Source organism: Bacteroides sp. L008, from assembly GCF_040812255.1.
GTDB classification, from domain to species: domain Bacteria; phylum Bacteroidota; class Bacteroidia; order Bacteroidales; family Bacteroidaceae; genus Bacteroides; species Bacteroides vicugnae.
Window position 1 is genome coordinate 1016912 of record NZ_JBFNXO010000002.1, and the last position, 25059, is coordinate 1041970.

The 25059-nt window shown below is 41.1% G+C and carries 23 protein-coding genes; 8 read left to right on the forward strand and 15 right to left on the reverse strand.

Annotation, left to right across the window (positions count from 1 at the left end; all coding sequences use genetic code 11):
- Positions 1-22: 22 nt before the first annotated feature.
- The 4 genes from AB3G73_RS22915 to gap all read right to left on the reverse strand — a co-directional run bounded on the left by AB3G73_RS22915 (position 23) and on the right by gap (position 4264).
- The gene (locus tag AB3G73_RS22915) at positions 23-472 is read right to left on the reverse strand and encodes a dCMP deaminase family protein (protein ID WP_148364329.1); all 450 of its coding nucleotides are present in this window, start codon (positions 470-472) and stop codon (positions 23-25) included.
- An 8-nt stretch (positions 473-480) separates the two neighbouring features.
- Entirely contained in the window at positions 481-996 is a 516-nt protein-coding gene (locus AB3G73_RS22920; RefSeq protein ID WP_148364330.1) for a DUF4847 family protein, read from the reverse strand.
- Between the two features lie 24 nt (positions 997-1020).
- Positions 1021-3081, reverse strand: coding sequence for a M3 family metallopeptidase (locus tag AB3G73_RS22925; RefSeq protein ID WP_367745664.1), 2061 nt, complete (start codon positions 3079-3081; stop codon positions 1021-1023).
- A 172-nt stretch (positions 3082-3253) separates the two neighbouring features.
- Complete coding sequence (gap, locus tag AB3G73_RS22930) at positions 3254-4264, reverse strand: type I glyceraldehyde-3-phosphate dehydrogenase (protein ID WP_143258094.1); 1011 nt, start codon at positions 4262-4264, stop codon at positions 3254-3256.
- Between the two features lie 142 nt (positions 4265-4406).
- On the opposite strand from gap, the gene mscL reads away from it, so the two are divergent.
- Positions 4407-4853 carry a large-conductance mechanosensitive channel protein MscL gene (mscL, locus tag AB3G73_RS22935; protein ID WP_148364332.1) on the forward strand — a complete coding sequence of 149 codons (447 nt, stop codon included), beginning with the start codon at positions 4407-4409 and terminating at the stop codon, positions 4851-4853.
- Between the two features lie 131 nt (positions 4854-4984).
- On the forward strand, positions 4985-6508 hold the full coding sequence (gene guaA, locus AB3G73_RS22940; RefSeq protein ID WP_148364333.1) for a glutamine-hydrolyzing GMP synthase: 1524 nt from the start codon (positions 4985-4987) through the stop codon (positions 6506-6508).
- Positions 6509-6598: 90 nt separating this feature from the next.
- Here guaA and AB3G73_RS22945 read toward each other — a convergent pair whose 3' ends face one another.
- Positions 6599-7267 carry a Crp/Fnr family transcriptional regulator gene (locus AB3G73_RS22945; protein ID WP_148364334.1) on the reverse strand — a complete coding sequence of 223 codons (669 nt, stop codon included), beginning with the start codon at positions 7265-7267 and terminating at the stop codon, positions 6599-6601.
- A 137-nt stretch (positions 7268-7404) separates the two neighbouring features.
- Here AB3G73_RS22945 and AB3G73_RS22950 point away from each other — a divergent pair, with 137 nt between their 5' ends.
- Positions 7405-8004, forward strand: coding sequence for a MarC family protein (locus AB3G73_RS22950; RefSeq protein WP_004301781.1), 600 nt, complete (start codon positions 7405-7407; stop codon positions 8002-8004).
- A 140-nt stretch (positions 8005-8144) separates the two neighbouring features.
- On the opposite strand, the gene AB3G73_RS22955 is transcribed toward AB3G73_RS22950, so the two are convergent.
- Positions 8145-8804: a rhomboid family intramembrane serine protease gene (locus AB3G73_RS22955; RefSeq protein WP_367745665.1), complete on the reverse strand. Its 660-nt coding sequence runs from the start codon at positions 8802-8804 to the stop codon at positions 8145-8147.
- A 213-nt stretch (positions 8805-9017) separates the two neighbouring features.
- On the opposite strand from AB3G73_RS22955, the gene AB3G73_RS22960 reads away from it, so the two are divergent.
- The 3 genes from AB3G73_RS22960 to AB3G73_RS22970 are packed head-to-tail and all read left to right on the forward strand — an operon-like array spanning position 9018 to position 13709.
- Positions 9018-10955, forward strand: a complete 1938-nt coding sequence (locus AB3G73_RS22960; RefSeq protein ID WP_148364336.1) for a glycogen debranching enzyme N-terminal domain-containing protein — start codon at positions 9018-9020, stop codon at positions 10953-10955.
- A gap of 16 nt (positions 10956-10971) precedes the next feature.
- Positions 10972-12237 (forward strand): glycosyltransferase family 4 protein, encoded by a 1266-nt coding sequence (locus tag AB3G73_RS22965; RefSeq protein ID WP_164727216.1) that lies wholly within the window; start codon positions 10972-10974, stop codon positions 12235-12237.
- A 17-nt stretch (positions 12238-12254) separates the two neighbouring features.
- Entirely contained in the window at positions 12255-13709 is a 1455-nt protein-coding gene (locus AB3G73_RS22970; RefSeq protein WP_195648467.1) for a glycoside hydrolase family 57 protein, read from the forward strand.
- A 222-nt stretch (positions 13710-13931) separates the two neighbouring features.
- On the opposite strand, the gene AB3G73_RS22975 is transcribed toward AB3G73_RS22970, so the two are convergent.
- Positions 13932-15635: a DUF4270 domain-containing protein gene (locus AB3G73_RS22975; RefSeq protein WP_195648466.1), complete on the reverse strand. Its 1704-nt coding sequence runs from the start codon at positions 15633-15635 to the stop codon at positions 13932-13934.
- Positions 15636-15655: 20 nt separating this feature from the next.
- Positions 15656-16492 (reverse strand): glycogen/starch synthase, encoded by an 837-nt coding sequence (locus tag AB3G73_RS22980; protein ID WP_367745667.1) that lies wholly within the window; start codon positions 16490-16492, stop codon positions 15656-15658.
- A 142-nt stretch (positions 16493-16634) separates the two neighbouring features.
- Between AB3G73_RS22980 and panC the strand changes: the two genes are divergently transcribed.
- The gene (gene panC, locus AB3G73_RS22985) at positions 16635-17480 is read left to right on the forward strand and encodes a pantoate--beta-alanine ligase (RefSeq protein WP_074558481.1); all 846 of its coding nucleotides are present in this window, start codon (positions 16635-16637) and stop codon (positions 17478-17480) included.
- Positions 17481-17498: 18 nt separating this feature from the next.
- Positions 17499-17852, forward strand: coding sequence for an aspartate 1-decarboxylase (gene panD, locus AB3G73_RS22990; RefSeq protein ID WP_004301789.1), 354 nt, complete (start codon positions 17499-17501; stop codon positions 17850-17852).
- Between the two features lie 210 nt (positions 17853-18062).
- On the opposite strand, the gene AB3G73_RS22995 is transcribed toward panD, so the two are convergent.
- The 7 genes from AB3G73_RS22995 to AB3G73_RS23025 all read right to left on the reverse strand — a co-directional run bounded on the left by AB3G73_RS22995 (position 18063) and on the right by AB3G73_RS23025 (position 25035).
- Entirely contained in the window at positions 18063-20363 is a 2301-nt protein-coding gene (locus AB3G73_RS22995) for a bifunctional dihydroorotate dehydrogenase B NAD binding subunit/NADPH-dependent glutamate synthase (RefSeq protein ID WP_320982796.1), read from the reverse strand.
- Between the two features lie 157 nt (positions 20364-20520).
- Positions 20521-21795, reverse strand: coding sequence for a serine--tRNA ligase (gene serS, locus AB3G73_RS23000; RefSeq protein WP_074558484.1), 1275 nt, complete (start codon positions 21793-21795; stop codon positions 20521-20523).
- A gap of 230 nt (positions 21796-22025) precedes the next feature.
- A complete protein-coding gene (rpmA, locus tag AB3G73_RS23005; protein WP_004301792.1) occupies positions 22026-22289 on the reverse strand; it encodes a 50S ribosomal protein L27 in 264 nt (87 codons plus the stop codon).
- Positions 22290-22310: 21 nt separating this feature from the next.
- On the reverse strand, positions 22311-22628 hold the full coding sequence (gene rplU, locus AB3G73_RS23010) for a 50S ribosomal protein L21 (RefSeq protein ID WP_004316691.1): 318 nt from the start codon (positions 22626-22628) through the stop codon (positions 22311-22313).
- 195 nt (positions 22629-22823) lie between these two features.
- Positions 22824-23462, reverse strand: a complete 639-nt coding sequence (locus tag AB3G73_RS23015) for an HAD-IA family hydrolase (protein ID WP_074558486.1) — start codon at positions 23460-23462, stop codon at positions 22824-22826.
- Between the two features lie 38 nt (positions 23463-23500).
- Positions 23501-24385 (reverse strand): TraB/GumN family protein, encoded by an 885-nt coding sequence (locus AB3G73_RS23020; protein ID WP_367745670.1) that lies wholly within the window; start codon positions 24383-24385, stop codon positions 23501-23503.
- 26 nt (positions 24386-24411) lie between these two features.
- Positions 24412-25035 (reverse strand): C40 family peptidase, encoded by a 624-nt coding sequence (locus AB3G73_RS23025; RefSeq protein ID WP_195648461.1) that lies wholly within the window; start codon positions 25033-25035, stop codon positions 24412-24414.
- Positions 25036-25059: the final 24 nt, after the last annotated feature.

A 25059-nucleotide genomic window follows, 5' to 3' on the forward strand; every position in this document is an offset into this window, starting at 1 on the left:
CTTTTTTAAAACGTTCGTCTTCTTATTTATTGGGAGAGGAATTATCATCTAACTCTGTGTAGATAACTTCGATTCCCGCCCGTTTTAATAACTCTATTCCATCTTCCAGGCGGTAATGCTCGGAATAAACTACCCGTTTGATTCCTGCCTGTATGATTAACTTTGCACATTCGATGCAAGGAGAGGCGGTGACGTACATGGTAGCACCGTCGCTACTGTTGTTTGAACGCGCTATTTTGGTAATGGCATTGGCTTCCGCATGCAGAACGTATGGTTTTGTCAGGTTGTTTTCATCTTCACATACATTCTCGAATCCGGAAGGTGTCCCGTTATATCCGTCGGAGATAATCATTTTATCCTTAACAATTAAAGCTCCTACTTTACGGCGTTGGCAATAGGAATTTTCAGCCCATATGCTGGCCATGCGTATATAACGTTTGTCAAGTTCTAATTGTTTCTTTTTAGTATCCATGTTGTTTACTATTTATTGCTGACTACCCGGAAAACCATGCGGAAAGTTTGTTTTCCGGATGCCGGTTTGTATAAAAGGTATAAGTTGTTACTGTCTCCTTCGTAAGATGTGGCGGTATTAAGTCCCTCTATAAAATTTTTGGCGAGTCTATCGTTGCCATAGCTACCAGCGGTGGTGACTGTAGCTTTAAAACTGTTGTTCTTGGCGTTGGCATTCCATTTCCCTTCAAAAGTACTGGTTGCAATTACACTTCCTTTTATATTTCCGTTGATAACATCTCCATCTACTGTACCATCAAATACGATGTTGTATGTACCGTTTTTATTAAGCTCTTCAATACTTGCTTTTTCTTGTTCTTCATTCTCCCAAAAGCCAAACATCTCATGACCTCCATCTACTGTGATATAATTTAGTTTCCAAGTTTTTCCTGTAAAGATAGCAGCTACATCGTCCGAATCATTACATCCAGAAAATAAAGGAAGCAATAAAAGCAATCCTACTATTTGAAATATACTTCTCTTCATATTTAATATCTAATAACTTAATACTTATTTCTTTATCCCATTTCTGATTAGCAAAGCATCAATGCTCGGTTCCTGTCCGCGGAAACGTTTATAAAGTACCATCGGATGTTCCGTTCCTCCTTTCGACAGAATATTATTGCGGAATGAGTCTGCCACTTCCTGATTGAATATCCCTTTTTGCTTGAATAATGAAAAAGCGTCAGCATCCAATACTTCCGCCCATTTGTAGCTGTAGTACCCAGCGGCATATCCACCGGCAAAGATGTGGGAGAACTGCGTACTCATGCAAGCTTCTTGTACTACCGGTAATATTTGCGCATCCTTCCAGGCTTCCTGTTCATAAGCTTTCACATCTCCTTCAAAAGGAGTGTTACGCGTATACCATGCTATATCAAGTAGACCGAAACTTATTTGTCTCAGACAAGCATACGCAATATTGAAGTTTGATGCATCTACAAGACGTTTTATCAATTCATCCGGCAAAACTTCTCCCGTCTGATAATGGCGGGCAAAGGTATTGAGGAAATCTTTCTCTATGGCAAAATTCTCCATAATTTGTGAGGGAAGTTCCACGAAATCCCAATATACGTTAGTTCCACTTAAACTCCTGTAAGTGGAATTGGCAAACATACCGTGCAGGCTATGTCCGAACTCATGTAAGAATGTTTCTACCTCATTGAAAGTCAATAAAGCAGGCTTATTCTCGGTTGGCTTGGTGAAGTTCATTACAACGGATACATGCGGACGGCTGTTTTCACCGGTCTTTTTATCTATCCATTGCTCCTTGTAACTCGTCATCCAGGCTCCGGCACGTTTTCCCGGACGCGGATGGAAGTCGGTGTATAGGACGGCTAAGAATTTACCGTCTTTATCAAACACTTCAAAGGCTTCCACCTCTTTATGGTAAACCGGAATCTCTGTGTTTTTCCGGAACGTGATTCCATATAACTTTTCAGCCAGACCAAACACTCCTTTCTTCACTTGTTCCAGTTCGAAGTAGGGGCGAAGCATTTCTTCGTTGATATTGAATTTTTTGTCTTTCAGTTTGTTTGAATAATAATTCCAGTCCCAAGGCATGACAACGAAATCAGCTCCCTGTTCTTTACGAGCCAGTTCTTGTATCTCTTTATATTCTTGCTGTGCAGTAGGAGTATATGCTTCCAACAGTTGGTTGAGTAGCTTGTATACCGACTTGCTGTTTTCAGCCATTCTTTTCTTTAGCGTATATTCCGCATAATCTTTGTATCCCAGTAATTGGGCTATTTTCATGCGTGTATTGGCTATTTTTTTTACGATGTCGATATTATTGAATTCGTTATCGTGTGTACATTTGGTGTTATAAGCCATATACAGTTTTTGACGTAAATCCCGATTATCGGAATACGTCATGAAAGGAACATAGCTCGGAGCGTGAAGCGTGAATGCCCATCCTTCCTTTCCTTCGCTCTTGGCTGTTTCTGCAGCTGCTTCTATGATAATTTCGGGTAGTCCGGCGAGGCTTTCTTTTTTTGTTAACAGCATTTGATAAGCATTCGTCTCTTTCAGGTTGTTTTCACTGAAAGTTAGAGTCAGTTTACTCAATTCGGTAGTCAGGCGACGGTATTCTTCCCGTGCTTCTCCTTCCAGGTTGGCGCCATGGCGTACAAAGCTGTTATATGCATTTTCCAGTAACTGTTTTTGTTCCTGTGTCAGTTGCAAAGCCTCTTTCTGGTTATACACTTCTTTCACACGTGCGAATAACTTTTCGTTCAGTGTGATATTGTTGCTGTGTTCACTAAGCAACGGCATTATCTTTTGAGCCAGTTCTTGCAGGTCGTCATTCGTTTCTGCGCTTAGCATATTGCCGAAGACGGCTACTACTTTATCCAGTAATTCTCCGGATTCGTCGAAAGCTTCTATTGTATTGGTGAAGTCAGCCTTTTCCGGATTCTGTATGATAGCTTCTATTTCAGCATTTTGCAGCCTGATTCCTTCCAGAATAGCAGGTTCATAATGTTCGGTTTTAATCCGGTCGAACGGCACGGTTTCGTGCGGCGTATGATATTGCCCGTAGAAAGGATTCTGGGCATTTATTATATTGTTCATAGTGCAAACTAGTATCAATGTTAGTATTAATCTCTTCATAGAGGTACAAAGCTACTAAAATTGTAGCTTATTCAACGGATAACACGTTGCTTTTTAACAATATATAAAATGAAATGTATAAAAAAACCGCTACGGTTTCCCGCAGCGGTTTCTATATTGTTCAGGCTTCTAATTAAGCGTTAACTGATGCCATGTGAGCGATCAAGTCAAGAACTTTGTTAGAGTAACCGATTTCGTTGTCATACCAAGATACAACTTTAACGAAAGTATCAGTCAAAGCGATACCTGCTTTAGCGTCGAAGATAGAAGTACGAGTGTCACCCAAGAAGTCAGAAGAAACTACTGCATCTTCAGTGTAACCCAGGATACCTTTCAATTCGCCTTCAGAAGCTTCTTTCATTGCAGCGCAGATTTCAGCGTAAGTAGCCGGTTTAGCCAAGTTAACTGTCAAGTCAACTACAGATACGTCCAAAGTCGGAACACGCATAGACATACCAGTCAATTTGCCGTTCAATGCAGGGATTACTTTACCTACAGCCTTAGCAGCACCAGTAGAAGAAGGGATGATGTTGCCAGAAGCAGCACGACCACCTCTCCAGTCTTTCATAGAAGGACCGTCAACTGTTTTCTGAGTAGCAGTTGTAGAGTGAACTGTAGTCATCAAACCGTCAAGGATACCGAACTTGTCGTTCAATACTTTAGCGATAGGAGCCAAACAGTTAGTAGTACAAGAAGCGTTAGATACGAATTGAGTACCTTTTACGTATGTTTTTTCGTTTACACCGCAAACGAACATCGGAGTGTCATCTTTAGAAGGAGCTGACATTACAACATATTTTGCACCAGCTTCGATGTGAGCCTGAGCTTTGTCTTTGCTCAAGAACAAACCTGTAGATTCAACAACGTATTCTGCGCCTACTTCATTCCATTTCAGGTCAGCCGGGTTTCTTTCAGCTGTGATACGGATAGCTTGACCGTTAACGATCAGTTTGCTGTTTTCAACATCTGCTTCGATAGTACCATCGAATTGACCATGCATTGTGTCGTATTTCAGCATATAAGCCAAGTAATCAACCGGGCAAAGGTCATTGATACCTACGATTTGAATATCGTTTCTTGTCATTGCAGCGCGGAAAACGAAACGTCCGATACGTCCGAATCCATTAATACCTACTTTAATCATTTTGTTTAAACTTTTAAGGGTTTTATAATATTTGTTCAAATATCTCTCAGCCTTCGCACTTGTTTTATTTTCAAATGCGGTGCAAAATTACAAAAATGTTTTTATATTCGCATATTAAATTCACATTAAATATTGAAAAAAGATGGGAAAGAACACATTTTTACAGGACTTTAAGGCGTTTGCTATGAAAGGTAACGTCATTGACATGGCTGTCGGTGTTGTTATTGGTGGTGCATTTGGAAAAATCGTATCATCATTGGTTGCTAATGTTATCATGCCTCCGATTGGTTTACTGGTTGGCGGTGTGAACTTTACAGATTTGAAATGGGTGATGAAAGCAGCGGAGATTGGTGCTGACGGCAAGGAGATAGCTCCGGCCGTGACGTTGGATTATGGCCAGTTTCTGCAAGCCACCTTTGATTTTCTGATTATAGCTTTCGCTATATTCTTATTTATACGGTTGATTACGAAGTTGACAACTAAAAAACAGGCAGAAGTGGCAGCCACTCCTCCAGCTCCTCCTGCGCCAACGAAGGAGGAGGTTTTGTTGACGGAGATACGTGATTTATTGAAAGAAAAGAATCGTTGATTCTAATTGAAATAAAGGAGGTTCCAAGTGTAAACTGGTGAATCTCCTTTATTTTTCTCTTCATTATTAATATAGATTGCGTACTTTTTTCTACTTTTGCAACTCAATTTATTCAAAATCCAACCATTGATATGCAGGAAAAAATAATAATTCTTGATTTCGGTTCGCAGACAACACAGCTTATAGGTCGTCGTGTACGCGAATTGGATACGTATTGTGAAATTGTTCCTTATAACAAATTTCCTAAAGAAGACCCGACTATTAAAGGGGTTATTCTCTCCGGAAGTCCTTTCTCGGTTTACGATAAAGATGCTTTCAAAGTAGATTTGAGTGAAATTCGTGGTAAATATCCGATATTGGGTATTTGTTATGGTGCACAATTTATGTCATACACTAATGGCGGAAAAGTGGAACCGGCCGGAACACGCGAATATGGACGTGCTCACTTGGCTTCATTCTGCAAAGATAATGTGCTGTTTAAAGGAGTGCGTGATGGGTCGCAGGTATGGATGAGCCATGGAGATACGATTACTGCTATTCCCGATAATTTCAAGAAAATAGCTTCAACAGATAAAGTGGAGATTGCTGCTTATCAGGTAGAAGGTGAGCAAGTGTGGGGTGTTCAATTCCATCCGGAAGTATTCCATAGTGAAGACGGAACTCAAATCCTGAAGAACTTTGTGGTAGATGTTTGCGGTTGCAAACAAGACTGGTCGCCGGCTTCATTCATTGAAAGTACGGTTGCCGAGCTGAAAGCGCAGTTGGGGGATGATAAAGTCGTTCTCGGTTTGAGTGGCGGAGTCGATTCTTCGGTTGCAGCAGTGTTGCTGAACAAGGCTATTGGCAAGAACTTGACTTGTATCTTTGTAGATCATGGTATGCTGCGTAAGAATGAGTTCAAGAATGTGATGAAGGATTATGAGTGTCTCGGTTTGAATGTGATTGGCGTTGATGCCAGTGCAAAGTTCTTCGCAGAACTGGCTGGGGTGGTTGAACCGGAAAGTAAGCGTAAAATTATAGGTAAGGGCTTTATCGATGTGTTCGATGTAGAAGCTCATAAGATAAAAGACGTGAAATGGCTGGCGCAGGGTACTATTTATCCGGACTGCATTGAGTCATTGTCTATTACGGGTACGGTAATAAAGAGCCATCATAATGTAGGGGGACTTCCTGAAAAGATGAATCTGAAGTTGTGTGAGCCGCTTCGTTTGTTGTTTAAGGATGAAGTTCGCCGGGTGGGCCGTGAGTTGGGTATGCCGGAGCATCTGATTACCCGTCATCCGTTTCCGGGACCGGGACTGGCAGTGCGTATTCTGGGAGATATTACTCCTGAAAAAGTACGTATTCTGCAGGATGCTGACGATATCTTTATCCAGGGATTGCGTGACTGGGGATTGTATGATAAAGTATGGCAGGCGGGGGTTATCTTGTTGCCGGTACAGTCCGTGGGTGTAATGGGAGATGAACGTACTTATGAGAGAGCGGTTGCTTTGCGTGCTGTGACATCTACTGATGCCATGACAGCTGACTGGGCACATCTGCCTTATGAATTTATGGGTAAGGTATCGAATGATATTATTAATAAGGTGAAAGGAGTGAACCGTGTCACCTATGATATCAGTTCCAAGCCGCCGGCAACTATTGAATGGGAATAATACACTTTGTATCATAAAAATAGCCTCAATGGAAATTCCTGTTGAGGCTATTTTTGTGATAGATAATTTCTTTTGTTGGTTAATTCGTATCTATTCGCTTATCAGCTTTTGTGCGTCCGGAATAAGAATCTCTTTCCGGCGTAACTCTAATAATCCTTTGTCTTGTAGCTCGTTGAGTGCTTTTGATGTATTCAACCGAGTGTCATCTAAGTAGCGGGCAAGGTCGTCCATTTTTACTTTGAATATCTTTTCTCCCTGCGTTTTTTCACAATGTAGCAGGAAAAAGCGAATGATTTTCTCTTGTAAGTCTTGTGTCGGTTCTTCCCATAAACGGGAATAAAGATTTTGTGCCCGGTTGCTGACAATGTTCATGTAGTTGAGCCGGAATATTTCATATTTGAACAGGTCGCTAAGTACAAACGCTTTGCTGATGCTGACAGTGTGTGCTTCCGTATGTGCTATATAAGCGGAAGTGTAATTGGTGTTCATGCCGAACAACGACTGTGGTTCCAGCAGGTAAGGTGCTTCCATCTGTTCAATGACGGTGTATATATTTTCTTTGGAACTTGTGACGATAGAAACCTCTCCTTTTAACAGAAAGCAGAGTTGTTTACACGGACTACCATTTTCTATGATAGTTTCTCCCACTTTATGCTTGATAAAGTGTAGCTTGACCTTATCCAGAATACTTGTGAAATCTTCATGACAAAGACCTTGAAATAAAGGCAATTGGAGCAAAGTGTCGAACATTGTTTCCATATGTTGTAATCTCTTGTTAATCGTACAAATTTACTCATAATACAATACTGCTGTCAATATCTGAGCGTTCTTTTTGTTTTTTTTATTGTTTGAATGCATAAAAATAGAGTATATTTGCAGAAAAAAAGGAGGAAATTATGTTCGCAGGCTTCAATTGGCAACAGATGATCAGTGCGTTTATCGTACTTTTTGCCGTGATAGACATTATCGGCTCTATACCTATTATAATTAACCTGAAAGAAAAAGGGAAAGATGTGAATGCAATGAAAGCTACTGTCATCTCTTTTGCTTTGCTGATCGGATTTTTCTATGCGGGAGATATGATGCTGAAACTCTTCCATGTAGATATTGAGTCGTTTGCAGTAGCCGGCGCATTTGTCATTTTCCTCATGTCTTTGGAGATGATTCTGGATATTGAGATTTTCAAGAACCAAGGTCCTATCAAAGAAGCAACTTTGGTACCGCTCGTCTTTCCTCTGTTGGCAGGTGCCGGAGCTTTCACCACTTTGCTTTCTCTCCGGGCGGAATATGCCAGTGTTAATATCATTATAGCTTTAGTCTTGAACATGATCTGGGTTTACTTTGTAGTGAGTATGACCGGTCGTGTAGAACGTTTCCTGGGAAAAGGAGGTATTTATATTATTCGTAAGTTCTTCGGCATCATCTTATTGGCTATATCTGTAAGATTGTTTACGGCAAATATAACGTTATTGATTGAGGCGTTGCATCGGTCTTGATTGAATTCAGATTATCTTATTGAACTGGAAAGCTATTATATTAACTGTGCCACCATGGTGGCACAGTTGTGCCACGCCTATGTCATAATTGTGCCAATACGATGGCACAGTTGTGACAGTACGGTGGCATGAGGTGGCATTTATAATGGTTCTTTCTCTTCTTTTTCCTCTTCTGCCGTTGCTTCTTCTATATTCTCTTCTTCTTCCGCTTCGTCTGCAAAAGGTTCCGGTCGTTGTGGACCGTGATTGACGAAAACGAAAGCACAGAATGTTCCTATAACTCCACCGCTGAGATGACCTTCCCACGACATATTGGTGGGGGAGAAATAAGGAAACATATGCCATATAATTCCTCCATACAAAAAGGTGACGAGTAGAGAAATGGCAATGAGTGGAACATATTTGCGGAGAATACCACTGAAAAAGAGAAAGAAGGCAAGTCCGTAAATCAATCCGCTGGCACCGATGTGCCATCCCGGTTTTCCGATCAGGAAAGTTAGTAGTCCGCCTCCTAGCCAGATTAGGATGAAAATTTTATTTGCTATCCCCCGGTAAAAGTAAAAAAGACACCATGACAAGAAAAATAAAGGGATTGTGTTTGCCAGTAAATGACTGAATCCGCTGTGTATCAGCGGGTGAGTTAAAATACCTACCAGTCCCCGTTTCTCCATAGGATATACCCCCAAGCGAGAGAAGTCCCAGTCCATTCCGACTTCCATAATCTTGAGTAAATAGAGGATAAAAATAAGGAACAAAGGCTTTGCTGCAGCCAGCATGATACGCTGAATATCTTGCTTCATGACATTCTTTTCTTTAGATATTTTACGCAATACTACGAATATTTGCACAAAATCTGAAAATAAAAAGCCTTTTTATTTTTGTTTTTATCTATAATTTGTACATTTGGGCGTTATACCCGTTGTATATGATGCTACAGCCAATATATACGGTATGTAACAATAAATAGATATACGATATAATGACCAATAATTAACCTTTAATAATGCACAACTATGAGTTATTTACGATTTGACAAGACCCTCATGACGAATCTGGAAGAATCTCTTCAAAGAGAAATCCTCCGGACGAACAAAGCAGGAGCTTATCATTGTACGACGATTGTTGATTGTAACACACGCAAATATCACGGCCTGTTGGTGATTCCAGTTCCCAATCTCGACGATGAAAATCATGTGCTGCTATCTTCTCTTGATGAAACGGTAATTCAACACGGTGCGGAGTTTAACTTGGGGTTGCACAAATATCAAGGAAACAACTTTAGTCCTAACGGACACAAGTATATCCGTGAGTTTGACTGTGAGCATATCCCGGCAACAACTTACCGTGTCGGAGGTGTTATCCTCCGCAAAGAAAAAATCTTTGTACATCATGAAAATAGAATCCTGATTCGTTATACGTTACTTGATGCGCATTCGGCCACAACCTTGCGCTTTCGCCCGTTCCTCGCTTTCAGGAGTGTACGCGAGTACACACATGAAAATGGGCAGGCAAGCCGCGAGTATCAACTTGTGGAAAATGGTATTAAAACCTGTATGTATCCCGGCTATCCGGAACTTTATATGCAGTTGAATAAAAAGTGTGAGTTCCATTTCATGCCTGACTGGTATCGGGGGATTGAATACCCGAAAGAGCAAGAACGAGGGTATGACTTCAATGAAGACCTTTATGTTCCCGGTTATTTTGAGGTGGATATAAAGAAAGGGGAGAGTATCGTATTCTCTGCCGGAACTTCAGAAGTGACTCCCCGTAGATTGAAACAGACATTTGAGGCTGAAGTGGCTGATCGTACCCCGCGTGATAGCTTTTATCACTGCCTGAAGAATTCCGCTCATCAGTTCCATAACCAACAGGAAGACGAACATTATATTCTTGCCGGTTATCCGTGGTTTAAGTGTCGTGCGCGTGATATGTTCATTGCACTGCCGGGGCTGACGCTTGCGCTCGATGAGGTCGACCAGTTTGAGGATGTGATGAAAACGGCGGAAAAAGCGATTCGCAACTTTATTAATGAAGAACCTGTCGGATACAAGATTTATGAAATGGAGCATCCGGACGTTTTGCTTTGGGCTGTCTGGGCTTTGCAGCAATATGCAAAAGAGACTTCCCGTGAGCAATGTCGTCAGAAATATGGAGAACTCCTGAAAGATATGATGGAGTTTATCCGTCAGCGGAAACATGAGAATCTCTTTTTGCATGACAATGGATTACTTTTTGCTAACGGTACGGATAAGGCGATTACATGGATGAACTCTACTGTGAACGGACATCCGGTGATTCCTCGTACAGGATATATTGTTGAATTTAATGCGTTGTGGTATAATGCGCTGCGTTTCATCGCTGATTTGGTGCGCGAAGGGGGAGACGTATACTTGGCGGATGAACTCGATGCGCAGGCGGAAGTAACCGGAAAGTCTTTTGTCGAGGTATTCCGTAACGAATATGGTTATCTGCTTGATTATGTTGACGGTAATATGATGGATTGGAGTGTACGTCCTAACATGATATTTGCCGTAGCGTTTGATTATTCTCCTTTGGATCGTGCACAAAAGAAACAGGTGCTTGATATTGTGACCAAAGAGCTGCTCACTCCGAAAGGAATTCGTTCGTTGAGTCCGAAGAGTGGTGGATATAATCCTAACTATGTGGGTCCGCAGATACAACGGGATTATGCTTATCATCAGGGAACTGCTTGGCCTTGGTTGATGGGATTCTATCTGGAAGCTTATCTTCGAATTTATAAGATGAGCGGATTGTCATTTGTTGAACGCCAGCTTATTAGTTATGATGACGAGATGACAAGCCATTGTGTTGGTTCCATTCCCGAGTTGTTCGATGGGAACCCGCCTTTTAAAGGACGTGGCGCGGTGTCGTTCGCGATGAATGTAGCAGAAATACTGCGTGTCTTAAAGCTACTGTCTAAGTATTATTAAAAAAGGAGGAACGAAGATGAAAGTTTTAATGTTTGGATGGGAATTCCCTCCCAAAATATATGGTGGTCTTGCGGTTGCTTCTTATGGAATAACTAAAGGATTGAGTCTGCAAGGTGATATGGAGACGATTTTCTGTATGCCTAAGCCTAGCGGCGAAGAAGAAAAGTTCTTGAAAATAATCGGTATGAATCAAGTACCCATCGTATGGCGTGATGTCCACTACGATTACTTGAAGTCCCGTTTGTTGGAAATGACACCGGAGGAGTATTATTCTTTCCGTGATCATATCTATGCCGATTTTTCTTATATGCATGTGAATGATTTGGGATGTATGGAATTTGCAGGTGGCTATCCTGGGAACTTGCACGAAGAAATTAATAATTTCTCGATCATTGCCGGAGTAGTAGCCCGTCAGCAGGAGTTTGATATTATTCATGCTCACGACTGGCTCACTTACCCTGCCGGTGTACATGCCAAGATGGTAAGTGGAAAGCCGCTTTGTATTCATGTGCATGCCACTGATTTTGACCGTTCTCGTGGCAAAGTCAATCCTACTGTTTATTCGATTGAGAAGAATGGTATGGATCATGCCGATTGTATCATGTGCGTGTCCGAGTTGACTCGCCGCACTGTTATTAACGAGTATCATCAGGACCCTAGAAAAGTATTTGCAGTGCATAATGCTGTTTATCCATTGTCGCAGGAGCTGCTGGACATTCCACGTCCCGATCATTCAAAAGAAAAGGTGGTCACTTTCCTCGGACGTATTACGATGCAGAAAGGGCCGGAATATTTTGTAGAAGCTGCTGCTCTTGTGTTGCGTCGTACTCGTAATATTCGTTTCGTTATGGCTGGCTCGGGTGATATGTTGAATGCCATGATCAATCTGGTGGCCGAGCGTGGTATTGCTGACCGGTTTCATTTCCCTGGTTTTATGAAAGGTAAGCAGGTATATGAAGTTTATAAGAACAGTGATGTGTTTGTCATGCCGTCTGTCTCTGAACCTTTCGGTATTGCTCCATTGGAGGCGATGCAGTGTGGAACGCCTTCCATCATTTCTAAGCAGTCAGGGTGTGGCGAGATTCTTGATAAGGTGATAAAAACTGACTACTGGGATATTCATGCAATGGCTGACGCTATCCACTCTCTTTGTACTAATCCGTCTCTTTTCGAATACCTCAAGGAAGAAGGTAAGAAAGAAGTGGATGGGATTACTTGGGAAAAAGTCGGCTTGAGAATCCGTGCTCTCTATGATGCTGTGTTAAGAAACTATGGTAAATAACAAAACAATAAATAAAAATGAGAACTATCTGTCTTTATTTTGAAATACATCAAATTATCCATTTGAAACGCTATCGTTTCTTCGATATTGGTAATGATCATTATTATTACGATGATTATGCGAATGAAACGGGTATGAATGAGGTCGCTGAACGTTCATATATTCCTGCTCTCAATACTTTAATTGAGATGGTGAAGAACTCGGGGGGGGGCTTTAAAGTAGCGCTTTCTATCTCGGGGGTAGCCTTGGAACAATTGGAAATTCATGCTCCGGCAGTCATTGATTTATTGCATCAGTTGAATGAAACAGGATGTTGTGAGTTCTTGTGTGAACCTTATTCACATGGTTTGTCTTCACTTGCCAACGAGGATTGCTTCCGCGAAGAAGTGCTTCGTCAACGTGATAAGATGAAACAGATGTTTGGTAAAGAACCGAAAGTGTTCCGCAATTCTAGTCTGATTTATTCTGATGAAATTGGTGGCTTGGTAGCTTCTATGGGTTTTAAGGGGATGTTAACGGAAGGTGCTAAACATGTGTTGGGATGGAAGAGTCCGCATTATGTCTATCACTGTAATCAAGCTCCCAGTCTTAAGCTTTTGTTGAGAGATTTCAAACTTTCTGACGATATCAGCTTGCGTTTCTCCAATTCGGATTGGGCGGAATATCCTTTGTTCGCTGATAAATATATTAATTGGATCGATGCATTACCGCAAGAAGAACAAGTAATTAATATCTTCATGGAATTGAGCGCACTTGGTATGGCTCAACCGTTATCTTCTAATATTCTTGAATTCTTGAAAGCGTTGCCGGAATGCGCAAAGGCTAAGGGAATCACTTTCTCTACACCGACAGAAATTGTAACGAAGTTGAAATCAGTGTCACAGCTTGATGTTGCATATCCGATGTCATGGGTAGATGAAGAAAGAGATACTAGTTGTTGGCTAGGTAATGTTATGCAACGCGAGGCTTTCAATAAATTGTATAGTGTAGCTGAACGTGTGCATTTGTGTGACGACCGTCGTATCAAACAGGATTGGGATTATTTGCAGGCTAGCAATAACTTCCGTTTCATGACAACGAAGAATAATGGTATGTGGCTGAATCGTGGGATCTATGATTCTCCTTATGATGCTTTCACCAACTATATGAATATTCTGGGTGACTTTATCAAACGGGTAGATGCACTATATCCTGCTGATGTAGACAGTGAAGAATTAAATTCTTTGTTGACTACAATTAAGAACCAGGGAGATGAGATTACCGAGTTGGAAAAAGAAGTGGCTAAATGGCAGGCAAAAGCAGAAGCGGCAAAGAAAACGACAGTCAAAAAGGCTGCTGATGCTAAAGAACCGGCAGTAAAAGAGAAAGCTGTTGCTAAATCAAAGCCTGCTGCAAAGAAAGCTGAAGCTAAGAAAGCAGCTGCGGAGCCGAAGAAGGCTACAGGTAAAGCTAAAAAGGCTGCTGCTAAATAAGGGAGTATAAGAATTATTATATATTGGAACCGTGGGTAAGATAAAAGACACTCACGGTTTTTTATGATAGAGATTTTAAGGGATTTCAATGAATGTCTTTTTTTATAATACAAAGAGTGAAATTTGCCTTGGCTGCTTCATCTGAATATATCTATAAAATAATAGCACAGGTTACTCTAATGTTACCTGTGCTATTATTTTATAGATTATTTTACTTGTCTTTTATTTCGATTTTGTTCCGAAGTTTGTAGAGACAACTTCAAGTTTGAGTAAATACTCTGGATATGAAGGGTTACCATGAGTATCTTGTATACTTCCTTTGCTACCTCCTTTCAAACGTGCATAACCAGGTTTTAAATCATGTTGTATACTGATAATATTACTGGAACCATAGTAGCTATTACTTGAAGAAGAATCTTTAGTCACAAGTACTGGGATAAGTACGAATTTGTTCCACTCACTTAACTTTTCCCAGTCTTTAATATCATTGACCGATTCATTTTTGCTGTTTCCTTCTAAATCAGTTGTTTTGATTGTTATAGATCCCTTTTCCCGTATTTCTTTCTCAGCTTTCTCTCTATCTGCTAAACAATCATTTATCATTTGAGTGATATTATTGAATGTATATTGAGTAAAGTTGGTTGTGGTAGGGGTAAATAGAGATGAGGTTATACCATCACTTAGCTGGTTGTCTTTGAAAAAACTGTCTTTATACTTTTTACGTATCAATAAAACGTTATTAGGAGTAGACATACCAAACTTTTTATCATTGGTTTCATTATAGATAGGCATTCCTAACTTGACAGCATTTAATGTATCACCTTGGAGTTTTTCTGCTATCTGGCTAACAGGAATGGTTACTTGAGTAAAAATTCCTGCTGGACTCTTTAGGTATGTCCAAGTATCTTCATCAATGCACTTTTGAATAGCATCCTTGTCATTGTTTAATTGATTAGCTTGAATAACTTCACGAGTAGTAGCAAAGGTACGATAGCCATAATAAGTAGAATCTTTAGACTCTCCTTCTTTTACTACTTGTTTGGGTAGGATAGTACCCTTAAGTGTATCAACAGCGTAGCATTTATATACTACATTCATTTGTGCTTGATCTATATAAAGTACCGTACCGTCACCATAATCACTTTTTATATAGATTCCTTTAAATATATCTTTGAATGCTTTATTATCAAGATTGACACCTAATTCTCTGGATTTTTTTATTATTTCTGTACCTATTCTTATTGCAGCTTCATTCTTGAAAGAAACATGTACACTTGGGACATATGTGCTAAGGTTACGGATAGAGTCTTTTACGGAAAGATCAACAGCTGTGTATGCTTTAGTACCTAATATATTCTGAGAATTGTAATACTCTTCTGGGTTGATATCAGTATAGTAAGCGTTATCTGCATTTAGTTCTTTCTTCCCTTCACCTCCTAATTCATAAACACTTAGGCGGCAGGCTGTTAATGAATCTCCAAAATAACTGCTGTACCACAAATAAAGTTCAATTGTATGGATGTTGCCAATTATATTATTTTTATCATCGCGTATGAAAGTCACATCTTTATTATATTCATTATCGTCCCCTACCATTACCCGGGTAGCTTTCCCTTTACTGTCCAAAGCAGTACCATCATATACTCCGGGGAATGTCATTCCAGTCGGACAGTTAAGTTGCGCCAAGAAACCTGCCTGATAAGTTCCGAATGTTTCATCAGTGAACTTTCCTACATACCCCACATTGGTCATTGCATATATCTTACCGGCATGAACGGATTCGGTAGTTACATCAAATGTAGATAGCTTTCCATTGATATTTTGGTCGCTTCCCGGAAACATTCCCAATCCCAGTCCGGCAGTGTTGTCATCACAACCCCAAAAGGTGATTGCCAGTAAAGCTATTAAGGCGTATTTTGCTTTCATGATCGTCGTATCTTGATTTTTTATTCTTCTTCTTCGTTTGCAGTGGCTTCCCATACTTTATCGTAGAACTCGTTGCAGGCATCCGCATAGTTTTCCGGGTTCTGGTAGTCAAGTACCAATTTGCCAGATTGGCGGGCATATTCAATAATAGACTCGTCTACCTTTTCACTGTTTTGTATTACTCCGTCTGAATAGTCAACAGCGAGTTTGCAAAGAGCGGCGTAGTCTACCGGTTCCTTCAAATCACCTAAATCTTTCTTGGTAATACCTTTCAGCATCAGTTTTGTTGCGAAATCGTCGCTAAGTGTATTCTTGAAATCATCTTCATAAACAGAGAATACCACTTTAGCGTCGCGGAAAGAAGGTTCGTCTTTATAGGCTTTCTTAATATAAAGAGGAGCTAAAGCTGTCATCCAGCCATGACAGTGAATGACATCAGGACACCAGCGGAGCTTTTTCACTGTTTCCAATACACCGCGTGCATAGAAAATGGCACGGCTATCATTATCATCATATTCTATACCATTTTCATCCGTTGTCTGCATCCGATTCTGGAAATAGTCATCGTTATCGATGAAATATACCTGCATGCGTGCGGATTGGATAGAAGCAACTTTTATAATCAAGGGGTGGTCAGTATCATCGATAATCAGGTTCATACCAGAGAGGCGGATCACTTCGTGCAGTTGATTTCTGCGCTCATTGATATTTCCCCATTTAGGCATAAAGGTTCTGATTTCACGGCCTTTTTCTTGTATCGCCTGTGGAAGGTTTCTACCTATATTGGCCATTTCGGATTCTGAAACGTAAGGTGTAATCTCTTGAGTAATAAATAAAACTTTATTCGCCTTTGTCATAATAACAATAGTTCACTATAATATTCTGCAAAGATACGAAAAAAAAGACACATTAAATAAGATATTCTTTCTTTATGTGGCAAATATTAGTTTATTTTGCAGAGTTTTTGCAAACGAGTAAAACATAAACCAATTGACGAAAATGAAAGTAGTGCACACTATCAAGGACTTACAGGCAGAATTGACTGCCCTAAGAGCCCAAGGTAAAAAGGTGGGACTGGTTCCTACAATGGGTGCTTTACATGCGGGACATGCATCTCTGGTAAAGCGCAGCGTAAGTGAGAATGGTGTAACTGTTGTGAGTGTTTTTGTGAATCCCACACAGTTTAACGATAAAAATGACTTGGAGAAATATCCGCGTACATTGGATGCAGATTGTCGTTTGTTGGAAGAATGCGGGGCGGATTTCGCTTTTGTTCCTTCAGTTAGCGAAATGTATCCGGAACCGGATACTCGTCAATTTAGCTATGCACCATTGGATACGGTGATGGAAGGAGCTTTCCGTCCGGGACATTTTAACGGTGTTTGCCAAATTGTCAGTAAACTGTTTGATGCTGTACTGCCGGATCGGGCATATTTCGGAGAGAAAGACTTCCAGCAGTTAGCGATTATTCGTGAAATGGTTCGGCAATTGAAATATAATCTTGAAATTGTAGGTTGTTCAATTGTACGTGAGGAAGATGGACTGGCATTGAGTAGCCGGAACAAACGTTTATCTGCAGAAGAACGTGAAAATGCTTTAAATATTTCTCGCACCTTATTTAAAAGTCGTAACTTTGCAGCCACTCATACAGTGAGCGAGACGCAAAAGATGGTTGAAGATGCGATTGAAGCTGCTCCGGGTTTGCGTATGGAGTATTTTGAGATCGTAGACGGAAACACATTGCAGAAAATTAGTAATTGGGAAGATACTTCCTATGCGGTGGGATGCATCACAGTGTTCTGTGGAGAAGTCCGGCTGATTGATAACATTAAATATAAAGAATAACTAAAAAGACGAAACCTTATGATGATTGAAGTGTTGAAGTCGAAAATTCATTGTGCACGTGTCACAGAGGCAAATCTGAACTATATGGGTAGTATCACGATTGATGAAGACCTGCTGGATGCTGCAAACATGATTCCGGGAGAGAAAGTGTATATTGCTGATAATAACAACGGTGAACGCTTTGAAACCTACATTATCAAAGGTGAACGCGGTTCGGGCAAAATTTGTCTGAATGGTGCTGCTGCCCGCAAGGTGCAACCGGATGATATTGTGATAATCATGTCTTATGCATTGATGGATTTTGAGGAAGCCAAGTCGTTTAAACCGGCTGTAATTTTCCCTGATCCTGCGACGAACAAAGTGGTAAAGTAGAAAGTATCTTTGATATTTGAATAAGAAAAGCCCCGTTTTACATTTCGTAAACGGGGCTTTTCTTATTCTATTTTTTATGCCGGGGATGATCGGTGTTCTACCCACATATGAGTTGGCTTTAGCCCACCTCTCGATAAACTTCCGCCCACGTGTCAGATGTAGTTATCCCACGTGTTAGGGAAGTTTAGCCCGGGTGTTAATAAGCGGCAGTTAGTTGCCGGCGTTTGTTTTCAGTTGCTCATTCATGGCAGCGGCAGCTTTACGGCCATCACCCATCGCCAGAATTACAGTAGCTCCGCCGCGAACGATGTCGCCACCTGCGTAAATCATTGGGATAGAAGATTCCATGTTGTCATTTACTGCGATAGTTCCTTTTCGTCCTAATTCCAGTCCTTTGATAGAGCTTGGAACAATCGGGTTAGGAGATACCCCAACGCTGACAATGGCCAGGTCTATATCGATTGTTTCTGTTGCTCCCGGGATAGCTATAGGGCTACGACGTCCGGAAGCATCCGGTTCTCCTAATTCCATCTTTTGCAGAATAACCTGTTTTACGCAACCTTGTTCATCAGCAATATATTCGATAGGATTATGCAGAGTGAGGAATTCAACTCCTTCTTCTTTGGCATGTTTTACTTCTTCGATACGTGCCGGCATTTCTTCTTCCGAACGACGATAGATAATAATAGCACGTTCAGCGCCAAGACGTTTTGCTGTACGGACAGAGTCCATAGCTGTGTTACCACCACCGATTACTGCCACATTCTTACCGAAAGCTACCGGAGTGTCCGAATCTTCGCTGGCGGCATCCATTAAATTGACACGGGTGAGGTATTCATTTGAAGACATGATATTGATGGAGTTCTCTCCCGGGATATTCATAAAGTTTGGCAGTCCGGCACCGGAAGCCACGAATATTCCTTTGAAACCTTCCGCTTTCAAGTCTTCTACACCGATAGTCTTTCCTACAATACAGTCTTTGATGAAGTTAACGCCCATCTTGCCAAGATTGTCGATTTCTACATCTACAATCTTGTTTGGCAAACGGAATTCGGGAATACCGTATTTCAATACACCTCCAATTTCATGCAACGCTTCGAATACAGTTACATCATATCCATATTTAGCCATGTCTCCGGCAAATGCCAATCCTGCAGGTCCTGAACCGATAACTGCTATTTTGATACCATTTTTCTCTGCAATGACAGGTACGGAGATTTGTCCGCTTTCGCGTTCATAATCAGCTGCAAAACGTTCCAGATAACCGATAGCTACCGGCTTTTCATTCATTTTCAGATGAATACATTTTGATTCGCACTGTTTCTCTTGCGGGCACACACGACCGCAAACAGCCGGAAGCGCACTTGTTTCTTTCAATGTTTTGGCAGCTTCGAGGAATTCGCCGCGTTCGATATTCTTAATGAAGCGGGGAATATCAATGCCTACCGGGCAGCCTTCCATACATCCCGGATTAGCACAATCGAGACAACGTTTGGCTTCTGTAACAGCCTGTTCTGCTGTTAATCCTTGATTAACTTCCTCTTTACGGCTATGTGAACGGTATTCAGCATCGAGTTCATTCATCTCTACACGAGGAATGGCTGTACGTTCTTTGGGTTTCATGGATTTACGTAACTCCTGCCTCCAAGCAGCATTACGACTTTTTTCATCGATTTCTTTGGTTGCTTCACATTCCGATTCCAGCTTATGCATTTCTTCGCGTTCGATATTCTTGAACGCGCCCATACGTTTCAGCATTTCGTCGAAATTCACCTGGTGACCGTCGAATTCCGGACCGTCTACACAAACGAACTTTGTTGTTCCTCCCACAGTGATACGGCAAGCACCGCACATACCAGTTCCGTCCACCATGATCGTATTTAGCGAAACATCTGTCGGAATTTCATATTTTTTAGTCAGCAAGCAAACAAATTTCATCATGATGGCAGGGCCGATAGCGAAACATTTGTCTACTTTCTCACGTTTGATAACTTCTTCTACACCTTCTGTCACCAGACCTTTACGACCGTAAGAACCGTCGTCCGTCATGATAATTACTTCGTCAGAGCTTTCACGCATTTCTTTTTCCAAGATGATAAGGTCTTTATTGCGTCCAGCCAATACGGTGATAACACGGTTGCCGGCAGCCTTCAAAGCCTGTACGATAGGAAGCATCGGAGCCACACCTACACCACCACCAGCGCAGACTACTGTTCCGAATTTCTCTATATGGGTAGCTTGTCCGAGTGGGCCTACTACGTCAGTAATAGATTCGCCTTCATTCAGCTCGCAGAGACGGGTAGAAGAAAGCCCGACTTCCTGTACTACCAGAGTAATGGTGCCCTTTTTCAGGTCGGAACCTGCGATAGTCAATGGCATACGTTCTCCTTTTTCGCCTACACGTACGATGACGAAGTGTCCGGCCTTACGAGATTTAGCAATTAAAGGAGCTTCAATTTCAAATTTGAATACTTTTTCAGAAAAGCGTTCCTTGCTAATGATTTTGTTCATTATCTAATTAATTTGTTGTTTTTATTACGTAACTGCTATCAGAATGATATAAATTTTGGCAAAGATACAGCTAATTTACGAAATATAAAAGAAAAGCCACTCTTTTGATGAGTGGCTCTTTATATACGGTACTTTTATTAGTCTGTCATGTCAAATATTAGTCTATCATGTCAAAGCCGCAATATGGAACCAATGCTTTCGGAATTCTAATACCTTCCGGAGTTTGGTTGTTTTCAAGTAGGGCGGCAACGATACGTGGCAATGCTAATGCTGAACCGTTCAATGTATGGCAGAGTTCGGTTTTCTTTTCTGCATTACGGTAACGGCATTTCAGACGATTGGCCTGATAGGTGTCGAAATTGGATACGGAACTTACTTCCAACCAGCGTTTCTGTGCCTCTGAATATACTTCGAAGTCGAAACAAAGGGCAGCAGTGAAACTCATATCACCACCACAGAGGCGGAGGATACGATATGGAAGTTCCAGTTTTTGCAACAGACCTTCTACGTGGTCGAGCATTTCCTGATGAGATTGTTTGGAGTGTTCCGGTTTATCAATACGAACCAATTCTACTTTGGAGAATTCGTGCAGACGATTCAGTCCGCGTACATCTTTACCATAGGAACCAGCTTCACGACGGAAACATTGTGTATAGGCGCAATTCATGATTGGCAACTGTTTTTCTTCCAAAATCACATCACGGTAGATGTTGGTTACAGGCACTTCTGCTGTCGGGATCAGATATAAATCATCTACTTCGCAATGATACATTTGTCCTTCTTTGTCAGGAAGCTGTCCTGTACCATAACCGGAAGCAGCGTTAACTACTGTCGGTGGCATGATTTCAGTATATCCGGATTTGCGTGCCTCGTCCAGGAAGAAGTTGATAAGAGCGCGTTGGAGTTGTGCGCCTTTACCTTTATATACAGGGAAACCTGCACCTGTGATTTTTACACCCAGGTCGAAGTCTATTAAATCATATTTCTTAGCCAGTTCCCAGTGAGGAAGTGCATCTTTAGGAAGTTCAGTTTCCATACCTCCCATTTTTTCCACTACGTTATCTTCAGCGCCTACACCTTCGGGCACACTGTCGTAAGGAATGTTAGGAATGGTATAAAGTACATTCTGCATATCTGTTGCAGCCTGTGTCATGGTGGCGTCTAATACTTTGTTACCTTCTTTTAGTTCGGCAACGCGGGCACGTGCAGTTTCAGCTTCCTCTTTCTTGCCTTCTTTCATCAGTTGACCGATGGTGCGTGAAAGCGAGTTAACCTCTGCCAGATTCTTATCTAATTCATTTTGTGTGCTACGTCTCTTGTCGTTAAGAGCGATCACTTGATCGATCGTTTCCTTTGCATTTTTGAAATGCTTCTTTTCCAGTCCGCGGAGTACCGCCTCTGTGTTTTCTGTAATTTGTTTAATGGTAAGCATATCTATACTTTTTATGAACTTTCTTATTTAAGGCTACAAAGATAAAGAAAAAACGAATAATCAAGCAAGTATATGTGTATTATCTGATACATATATGCATATCAAATACACATTTTATGAGGGAAATCTTAGTTAGGTGCTGATACAATGAAGTGAATTAGATATAAAAAGAAAGGAGATGTAATCCATTGGATTACATCTCCTTCTCTTAAATATTTTCAGTTGTGCAATTATGCCTCGGTAGCAGGAACAACAGAAACATATCTTCTGTCTTCTTTGCCAACTTTGAAGCTAACTGTACCATCTACTAAAGCGAAAAGAGTGTGGTCTTTACCCATTCCGATGTTTTCACCCGGGTGGAATTCAGTACCTCTTTGACGAACGATGATGTTACCTGCTTTGCAAGCTTCGCCACCAAATATCTTAACGCCTAATCTTTTACTTTGTGATTCGCGGCCGTTCTTAGAACTACCGACACCTTTCTTATGTGCCATTTCTTCTTACTTTTTAATTGATTAAGCTACTACTTCTGTAATTGTTAATTCAGTGAACTGTTGACGGTGACCGTTCAGTTTTCTGTGTCCTTTTCTTCTTTTCTTGTGGAAAACAAGAACTTTGTCGCCTTTAACCAAGTTTGAAACAACCTGGCAAACAACTTTAGCGCCTTCTACGGTAGGAGCACCTACTGTTACGTTTCCGTCTTTGTCTACCAAAAGAACTTTTTCAAATTCTACTGTTGAACCGTTTTCTGCACCTTCGATGTGGTGAACGAACAACTTTTGACCAGCTTCTGCTTTAAATTGCTGACCGTTAATCTCTACAATTGCGTACATCTTATATATAAATGTATAAGTTAGCTCCGGCGGGTGGTCTTTAATCACTTAAAGAACTCTTTATCGAACCCGTTGCGGAATAATCGGGCACAAAAGTACTATTTTTATTCGTTCCCGACAAATATTTCTTTTATTTTTTTATAGGAGATAAAATGATTACGGCAAATAAATGAGCATTTTAGCTCTCATTGTAGCCTATTGGACTAATTCTCCTAAATTCTGCATAATGATTTTGTGTGGATAAACACGAAGTTCTTCTGCTGTTGTCATTCCGTTCAGCACACCTGCAAAATCGACTCCTGCATTCTGCGCTGTTTCGGCATCTACGGTGCTATCTCCAATATATAATGTTTCTTCGGGGCTACTTCCTAGATGTTCCAATGCAAATTTAACTCCTTCCGGCGAAGGTTTCGGTGCTTTTACATCTTCTCCTCCCACTACTATATCAAGAAAATTTTCAGGCAGATATTCTTCCAGATAACTCAATATCCGGAAACGATACTTGGTAGAGATAATTCCGACACGGGCACCCCGTTTCTTCAATTCTTTCAGCGTAGACAATGTGTCGGGGAAAAGACGGGTATTTACATTCATGTGTACATCAGCTTCCAGTCTGTACTCCTGCCGGAAGGCCTCCAGCTGTGCCGGGTCGGTAATTCCGGTAAGGATACTGAATGATTCTTCTAATGTTTTGCCGATTGTACGCTTGATAGCTTCATCAGTAACGGTTAAATACTGATGCCGGGTAAGCACAATTCTGAAACACTTAACGATACCACGCGACGAATCGGCTAGTGTGTAGTCGAAATCGAATAAATAGGTTTTGTAGTTCATTGGGGAAAACTTTTCCGCAAAAGTACTAAATACTTTTCTTATTTCACAGCTTCTACTGTGTATCCTTGTCTTTTTAGTAAGTTTAATAATCCTTTTTCTCCGGGGAGGTGCAGGGCGCCTACTGCGACAAAAGTCGGGGCAGCCTTCATGATTGCCGGTAGTTTTTCAGCCCACGCTTTATTACGGTTGTAAATCATAGCATCTTCTTCGCCGGGAAGTGCGTCACATTGATCACCTTTACGCTCTTCGCTGATTTTAAGCATGGTGTTCAGATCTTGTTTCATGTAGGCATTTGTGAGCCTTTTCAGATTTTCTACTTCAGTCTCTATATGGTTAAGAGTGCACATCAATAGTTGTGCTTGCCGTTGTAGTGAACTGCCATTGAAAAGCAGGTTGAATTGGAATTCTGCAGTTTCCAGTCCGTCCACCTTTTTTCCGTTTTGGATGGCTTGGCTCTGAAAGAATGTGTCGAGTTGCTCTTGCGGGTTGAATTTCCCTATATGTTTTACGTAAGCCATCACCACTACATTATTTAATAAGAAGGCAGGCTTTAGCTTCGGAGCCATATTTAAATCTACCATCAGGTTTTCTTTGCAGAATTTATTAGCAGTCTCAAAGTCTTTCGGAGAAAGGAGAGAGTTCAGCGTGGTATCACTTTCAATCATCATTGCCTTTTGCATCTTTCCCATGGTGGCGGGCGATTGCATTTCCGACATTTTCATCTCTCCATATACTTGTTGGGTTTCATTCATAGCCTTTTTAAGTCCGGCAATGCTGTCCATGATGCTGAACGGTGCCAGATGGTGAGTGCCTATGATGTAGGACGGTTGGTTCAGTCCGTTGCCGGACACTTTCCATAAAAGCTGTGCATTGGCGCTGAATGCCACGCAAATAAATAGAATTGCTCCGATGAATGATTTCATAATTTTATATCATTAGAAGTTGATAATTAACGTATCCTGCCGCCGCTTATCCAGTGTTTGCTATAATAGTTCTCGTTCAAGTTGCTGACGATCACTCCTTTACTGGTGCTGGAATGGATAAACTTTCCGTTTTTGAGGTAAATGCCTACATGAGCTACTTTATTTTTTGAACGGCTGCTGGTGAAGAATACCAAGTCTCCTTCCCGGAGATTCCGTTTGGCGACTTTATTACTTTCTTTTTTCAGATCTTCCGTGTTACGCGGCACTTGGGTGCGGTATACCTTACGGTACACTTGATAAACTAATCCCGAACAGTCGGCTCCTCGTTTCGAATCACCTCCACCACGATAGGGAACTCCTATCCAGTCGGCTGCTTCCAGATAGAGCTTATGGTTATCCTCCATATTGATATCTACCCCCAACAATATAGAAGCCTGCGCCAATGCTTGATAATCCAGCCGGGGAGCGGAGGTGCGGCAGGAGCTAAGGCTGGCAACCAGTCCTAATAAAAGGACGAATTGCAGGAAGTATCTTTTCTTTCTATCAGGTTTCTTTATACTAGACTTATGGGTATCAGACTTTTCTGTTATATATCTCATCATAATTAGTTTATGCAATAATTTTGGTAAGGATGAATACTTACCATTCATTATTTTATCATTCCCTATTTACCG

What these genes read in the sequence shown, in the direction of transcription:
- AB3G73_RS22980 (WP_367745667.1), bottom strand. Translation starts at nt 16,492, where the DNA reads ATGACAAAGGCGAATAAAGTTTTATTTATTACTCAAGAGATTACACCT.
- AB3G73_RS22975 (WP_195648466.1), bottom strand. Translation starts at nt 15,635, where the DNA reads ATGAAAGCAAAATACGCCTTAATAGCTTTACTGGCAATCACCTTTTGG.
- AB3G73_RS22920 (WP_148364330.1), bottom strand. Translation starts at nt 996, where the DNA reads ATGAAGAGAAGTATATTTCAAATAGTAGGATTGCTTTTATTGCTTCCT.
- AB3G73_RS22995 (WP_320982796.1), bottom strand. Translation starts at nt 20,363, where the DNA reads ATGAACAAAATCATTAGCAAGGAACGCTTTTCTGAAAAAGTATTCAAA.
- mscL (WP_148364332.1), top strand. Translation starts at nt 4,407, where the DNA reads ATGGGAAAGAACACATTTTTACAGGACTTTAAGGCGTTTGCTATGAAA.
- rpmA (WP_004301792.1), bottom strand. Translation starts at nt 22,289, where the DNA reads ATGGCACATAAGAAAGGTGTCGGTAGTTCTAAGAACGGCCGCGAATCA.
- serS (WP_074558484.1), bottom strand. Translation starts at nt 21,795, where the DNA reads ATGCTTACCATTAAACAAATTACAGAAAACACAGAGGCGGTACTCCGC.
- AB3G73_RS23015 (WP_074558486.1), bottom strand. Translation starts at nt 23,462, where the DNA reads ATGAACTACAAAACCTATTTATTCGATTTCGACTACACACTAGCCGAT.
- gap (WP_143258094.1), bottom strand. Translation starts at nt 4,264, where the DNA reads ATGATTAAAGTAGGTATTAATGGATTCGGACGTATCGGACGTTTCGTT.
- AB3G73_RS22960 (WP_148364336.1), top strand. Translation starts at nt 9,018, where the DNA reads ATGAGTTATTTACGATTTGACAAGACCCTCATGACGAATCTGGAAGAA.
- AB3G73_RS22915 (WP_148364329.1), bottom strand. Translation starts at nt 472, where the DNA reads ATGGATACTAAAAAGAAACAATTAGAACTTGACAAACGTTATATACGC.
- AB3G73_RS22955 (WP_367745665.1), bottom strand. Translation starts at nt 8,804, where the DNA reads ATGAAGCAAGATATTCAGCGTATCATGCTGGCTGCAGCAAAGCCTTTG.
- AB3G73_RS22970 (WP_195648467.1), top strand. Translation starts at nt 12,255, where the DNA reads ATGAGAACTATCTGTCTTTATTTTGAAATACATCAAATTATCCATTTG.
- AB3G73_RS22945 (WP_148364334.1), bottom strand. Translation starts at nt 7,267, where the DNA reads ATGGAAACAATGTTCGACACTTTGCTCCAATTGCCTTTATTTCAAGGT.
- AB3G73_RS22950 (WP_004301781.1), top strand. Translation starts at nt 7,405, where the DNA reads ATGTTCGCAGGCTTCAATTGGCAACAGATGATCAGTGCGTTTATCGTA.
- panC (WP_074558481.1), top strand. Translation starts at nt 16,635, where the DNA reads ATGAAAGTAGTGCACACTATCAAGGACTTACAGGCAGAATTGACTGCC.
- AB3G73_RS22925 (WP_367745664.1), bottom strand. Translation starts at nt 3,081, where the DNA reads ATGAACAATATAATAAATGCCCAGAATCCTTTCTACGGGCAATATCAT.
- panD (WP_004301789.1), top strand. Translation starts at nt 17,499, where the DNA reads ATGATGATTGAAGTGTTGAAGTCGAAAATTCATTGTGCACGTGTCACA.
- rplU (WP_004316691.1), bottom strand. Translation starts at nt 22,628, where the DNA reads ATGTACGCAATTGTAGAGATTAACGGTCAGCAATTTAAAGCAGAAGCT.
- AB3G73_RS23025 (WP_195648461.1), bottom strand. Translation starts at nt 25,035, where the DNA reads ATGAATGGTAAGTATTCATCCTTACCAAAATTATTGCATAAACTAATT.
- AB3G73_RS23020 (WP_367745670.1), bottom strand. Translation starts at nt 24,385, where the DNA reads ATGAAATCATTCATCGGAGCAATTCTATTTATTTGCGTGGCATTCAGC.
- guaA (WP_148364333.1), top strand. Translation starts at nt 4,985, where the DNA reads ATGCAGGAAAAAATAATAATTCTTGATTTCGGTTCGCAGACAACACAG.
- AB3G73_RS22965 (WP_164727216.1), top strand. Translation starts at nt 10,972, where the DNA reads ATGAAAGTTTTAATGTTTGGATGGGAATTCCCTCCCAAAATATATGGT.